Origin of the sequence: Catenulispora pinistramenti (assembly GCF_018274385.1) — a bacterium.
GTDB classification, from domain to species: domain Bacteria; phylum Actinomycetota; class Actinomycetes; order Streptomycetales; family Catenulisporaceae; genus Catenulispora; species Catenulispora pinistramenti.
The window spans coordinates 1-4,403 of record NZ_JAAFYZ010000394.1 but is presented as its reverse complement, the minus strand read 5'-3'; the positions used below and the strand labels follow the sequence as shown (position 1 = coordinate 4,403).

At 69.6% G+C, this 4,403-nt stretch carries 5 protein-coding genes; 4 read left to right on the top strand and 1 reads right to left on the bottom strand.

The genetic code is table 11. From position 1 onward, the window contains the following. The 3 genes from KGQ19_RS47545 to KGQ19_RS47535 all read left to right on the top strand — a co-directional run. Positions 1–238: hypothetical protein (locus KGQ19_RS47545; RefSeq protein ID WP_212022092.1), on the top strand; the 238-nt coding region annotated here is incomplete at its 5' end. Next, positions 235–966, top strand: a complete 732-nt coding sequence (locus KGQ19_RS47540) for a cytochrome b N-terminal domain-containing protein (protein ID WP_212022089.1) — start codon at positions 235–237, stop codon at positions 964–966. The genes KGQ19_RS47545 and KGQ19_RS47540, both read left to right, overlap by 4 nt. Continuing rightward, complete coding sequence (locus tag KGQ19_RS47535; RefSeq protein ID WP_212022087.1) at positions 963–1,913, top strand: hypothetical protein; 951 nt, start codon at positions 963–965, stop codon at positions 1,911–1,913. Before KGQ19_RS47540 ends, KGQ19_RS47535 begins: the two co-directional genes overlap by 4 nt. A gap of 76 nt (positions 1,914–1,989) precedes the next feature. Here KGQ19_RS47535 and KGQ19_RS47530 read toward each other — a convergent pair whose 3' ends face one another. Further along, positions 1,990–2,955, bottom strand: a complete 966-nt coding sequence (locus tag KGQ19_RS47530; protein ID WP_212022085.1) for a helix-turn-helix transcriptional regulator — start codon at positions 2,953–2,955, stop codon at positions 1,990–1,992. Between the two features lie 89 nt (positions 2,956–3,044). Here KGQ19_RS47530 and KGQ19_RS47525 point away from each other — a divergent pair, with 89 nt between their 5' ends. Further along, positions 3,045–4,241 (top strand): MFS transporter, encoded by a 1,197-nt coding sequence (locus KGQ19_RS47525; RefSeq protein WP_212022083.1) that lies wholly within the window; start codon positions 3,045–3,047, stop codon positions 4,239–4,241. Positions 4,242–4,403: the final 162 nt, after the last annotated feature.

Sequence of the window (4,403 nt, the reverse complement as noted above, 5' to 3'; positions counted from 1 at the left end):
ATCGGGCGGCTCGCACTCGATGAGGACACCTGTGACCACCGCACTCGCCGCCGCACCAGCCACCCCCCACCCCGCGTTCGCACCACCCGTGAACCTCAACGGCCACGGGCACTACCTGCACTGGGGAATCGTCCAGATCTCCGCCGCCAACATCGTGATGATCGTGCTCATCGGCGTGGCGTTCCTGGCCGCGCTGTTCGTGCCGTTCCCGAAGCCGAAGGGACGGGACGGGCGATGACCGACCTGATCGAGGAGACCACGCATCCGGAGCCGATGCCGGATCCGGAGCCCGCCGGTGGATGGACCGGCGCGCTGCGGCGTCGCATCTTCGAAGCGATGCCTCCGGAGCAGTTGCTCCCTGACACCCAGCCCTCGTATGTCGCGTCGTGGATCTACGTCTTCGGGGTGCTGAGCCTGACGGCGTTCCTGACGGTCGTCGGCACCGGCACCGTGCTCGCCGTGAAGGGGGCGACGTGGTGGCACGTGTCGGGCACCGGGCACTTCGTCAACAGCCTGCACCTGTGGTCGGTGGAGCTGTTCATGACGTTCATGTCCGTGCACCTGATCGCCAAGTTCTTCATGGCGGCCTGGCGCGGGAAGCGGGCGCTGACCTGGATCACCGGCGTGATCGCGCTGGGCGCCTCGGCGTTCACCGCGCTGACCGGGTACCTGATCCAGCAGAACTTCGACTCGCAGTGGATCGCCACGCAGGCCAAGGACGGGCTGAACTCGATCGGGGTCGGCGCGTACTTCAACACCATGGACTTCGGCCAGATGCTGATCTGGCACGTCGCGCTGCTGCCGCTGGTGGTGGCGGTGGTCGTGGCGCTGCACATCCTGCTGGTGCGGCGGCGGGGCGTGGTGCCGCCGTTGGCGTTGCGGGACGCTGCGTCGTCGTCGGGACTGCCGGCGTCGGGGCTGCCGGACTCGGGGCTGCCGGACTCGGCCGAGGAGGTGGAGGCATGAGCCGCCGCCGCCCGCACGCCGAGCCGGATCCGTACACCTTCGGGTCCCGGCCGTACGACCTGGTGAAGGAGTTCGTGATCGCGCTGGTCGCGGTGGTCGTGCTGACCGTCGTGCTGGCCGCGGCGTTCTCCTCCCCGGACGTGAAGCCGATGACGATCGCGGCCTGGGCGAACAACGACCCGGGCGACTTCACGACCACCGCGCTGGCCGAACTCGACGGCAGCAGCACGACCGCCGGGTACGGGCCGCCGTACAACTCCGCCGCCGCGGGGCAGCAGCTCGGACCGCTGCACATCGCGCGGATGGCGGGCGTCACGCACCCGATCGACACGGTCGACGCGTTCGTGATGAAGCCGCTGGATTCTGTTCCGCAGAACCCTGAGGTGACCGCCGCGATCAGCACGTGGAAGGCGGCGAGCGACGAGCAGCAGGGGACGTGGACCGGCTCGTACTCCACCGCGCTGGGCAAGGCCGGCGGGGACCCGACCAAGGTGGCCGCCGGGGGCTACGGCCCGGTCCCGCTGATGCTGGCGCAGCTGCTGAACCAGGCGCAGGCCGGTTCGCTGGAGGGGCAGCTGATGTCCGAGAACGGTTTCTACCACTCGGATTACACGCTGCCGCTGATGTTCCTGGCCGACGGCAGCGACCTGGCCGCCGAGGCGCAGACGCAGCATCTGGCCGGGACGCAGTGGGGGATGATGAACGAGGTCAACAACTTCCCCGGGCAGCCTTGGCTGGCGCCTTACACGTTCTGGTACCAGATCTCGCCGTATAAGACCTCTGGTAACGGCGATGCGCTGGTGTGGGGGACGATGGGCGTGGTCGGGGCGGTGTTGGTACTGCTGCCGTTCATTCCCGGGTTGCGCTCGGTACCTCGGGTGATTCCGGTCTATCGGTTGATTTGGCGGGATCACTATCGGCGACAGAAGCAGGCCGCAGAGGTCTGATTCTCATTCTGCTTTCTGGTTACGCCGCCTAGGGTTTTCCTAAGCGCGTTGGACGCGATTCCTGCTACGTATTCCGCTACGTATCTTGCTGCTTTTCTCGCAGCGTGGCGATCGCGTCCAACGCGCATTTGGTGGACGGGTCCGCGGGGTGGCGCGCGAGCAGGTGCAGGTCGGGGTTCTCAGCCGCGATGAGCTTGGTCTGACGGAAGGTGAGCGGGCCGTACTCCGGGTGCGTGAAGCGCTTGAGAGCCGGGGTGAAGGCGGCGATGTCGTGGCGGCTCCAGCGGGCGGCGAAATCGGGATCGGCGGTGGAGACGTCGGCGATGATCTCGGCGAAGCGCGGGTCGGCGAGATGCCGGTCGGCCGAGGCGCGGAACTGGGCCAGGACGGACCAGGCCTCGGCCTCGTAGTCCTTGAGAATCGTGCGCATCCCGGGCCAGCCGAAGTAGAGCCAGATCATGTTGCGGCGACTCGGCGGGAGGTCGTCCAGGCCGCCGTAGAGAGCGGCCTCGGTGTCGTTGTAGGCGAGCAGGTCCCAGTGCAGGTCGAGGATGCACGCGGGGACCGGCGCCAGCGCCGCGACCGTCGCGCGCAGGTGCTCGCCGAGCGCCGGACAGCCGTCGGCGGGCGCCTGGTTGTTCGAGGCGGCGTCGGCCTCGTCGGCGAGCTCGAAGAGGTGACGGCGCTCGGCGGCGGTGAGGCGCAGGGTGGCGGCCAGAGCGTCGAGGACCTGGCGCGACGCGGCGATCGGGCGTCCCTGCTCAAGCCACGAGTACCAGGAGACGCTGACGCCGGAGAGGGCGGCGACTTCTTCGCGGCGCAGGCCCGGGGTGCGGCGGCGGGCCTTCGACGGGGCGGCGGCCGGTGCTGCGGCGCTATCGCTCGGGGCCTGGCCGGCGCCGGTGCCAGCGCCGGTGCCGTAGGCCATGCCGGGAGCCATGCCGGGGGCCGGGACCAGGCCGGCCGCTTCCGGCGTGAGGCGTTCGCGGCGGGAGCGGAGGAAGGCGCCGAGCGCTCGGCGCTGCGCGTCGTTGTCGTTCATGGCCCGGCCAGCCTATTAGTTCTGGTCACCGGATGAACTGTCAGCGGTAGGGCCGGTTTTCGGGGCTGGTTCAGCCGGAACATCGTGGGGTGACTACTACTCTTGTCGCCGGTACTGAGACCGGCCGTATCGATACCAAGTCCGATATGCGGGTGCCGCTGCCACTCACCGTGGCGGCGTTCACAGCGAACTTCGATCGGTTCGCGGTGGCGCCGATTCTGGTGACCATTGCCGCCGCCATGCATAAGCCGCTGACCGCGGTCGTCACATTGGCGAGCGGATATGCGCTCGCTTACGGATTGTCGCAGCCGGTCTGGGGGATCTTGTCCGACCGGATCGGCCGGTTACGGGTGGTGCGGTTGGCCCTGACCATCGCGGCGATCGCCGGTCTAGCCTCGGCGGTAATGCCGGGACTGGCGCTGCTGAGTGCCTGCCGCTTCGTCGCCGGCTTCGCCTTCGGCGCGGCGGTCCCTTCATCGCTGAGTTTCGTCGGCGACGCGGTGGCGCCGGAGCGTCGCCACAACGCGCTCGCGGACTTGATGGCCGCACTGGGGCTGGGCAGTGGCCTGGCCGCGTTGTTCGCGGGAATCGTGGCGCATTGGGTGAGCTGGCGCTGGGTCTTCGCGGTGCCGGCATTGGTGGCCCTGACAACCGTGGTGCTGCTGCGCGGGGTCGAGGAGCCGGAGCGGGCGAAGGTCGGCGGTCTGCGCGAGCAGATCGGGGCGGTGCTGCACGCGCCGTACGCGTACGTGGTGACGGCGCTGGGGATCGTCGAAGGCGCAGTCCTGCTGGGCGGCCTGACCTTCGTGGCACCGGCACTGGAGCACCGGGGGCTGTCCTCAGCCACGGCCGGAGCACTGACGGCACTGTACGGCGCGGGCACGCTGGCATTCACGCGCGTGGTGAAGGCCCTGACGCGGCGCATACCGGCACACGGCCTGGCCGCGATCGGCGGAGCACTGGTCGTGGTGGGCTACGGCTGCGCGGTCGTGGCGCCGGGCACGGCGACCTACGCGCTGGTGGCGACGCTGCTGGGAGCGGGCTGGGCCTTCCTGCACTCGACGCTGCAAACCTGGGCAACCTCGGTGGTACCGCACGCGCGAGGCACCGCGGTGTCGTTCTACGTGGCGGCACTGTTCGTGGGCAGCGCACTCGGAGCGATGTTCGGAAGCGGCGCCGCGTCCCGGGGAGAGTTCGGGCTGCTGTTCGGAGTGTGCGGGGTGGTGACGATCCCGCTGACGGTGGCGGTGGTGATCGGGCGGCGGCGGTTCGTGGCCCGGGGGTGAGTGGACGGAGCGGGCGATCGCAGGGCAGGCCGGCACCGGGGAGGGCGCCGGCCCTCGGCTGGAGGGGAGCTATCGGGTTGATGCGGGACCGGGCCGCCGAGCAGAAGCGAAGTCTGGGCGCGGGACGGTATTGCGGGGCGGTATGGCGGGTGTCTCGTGTAG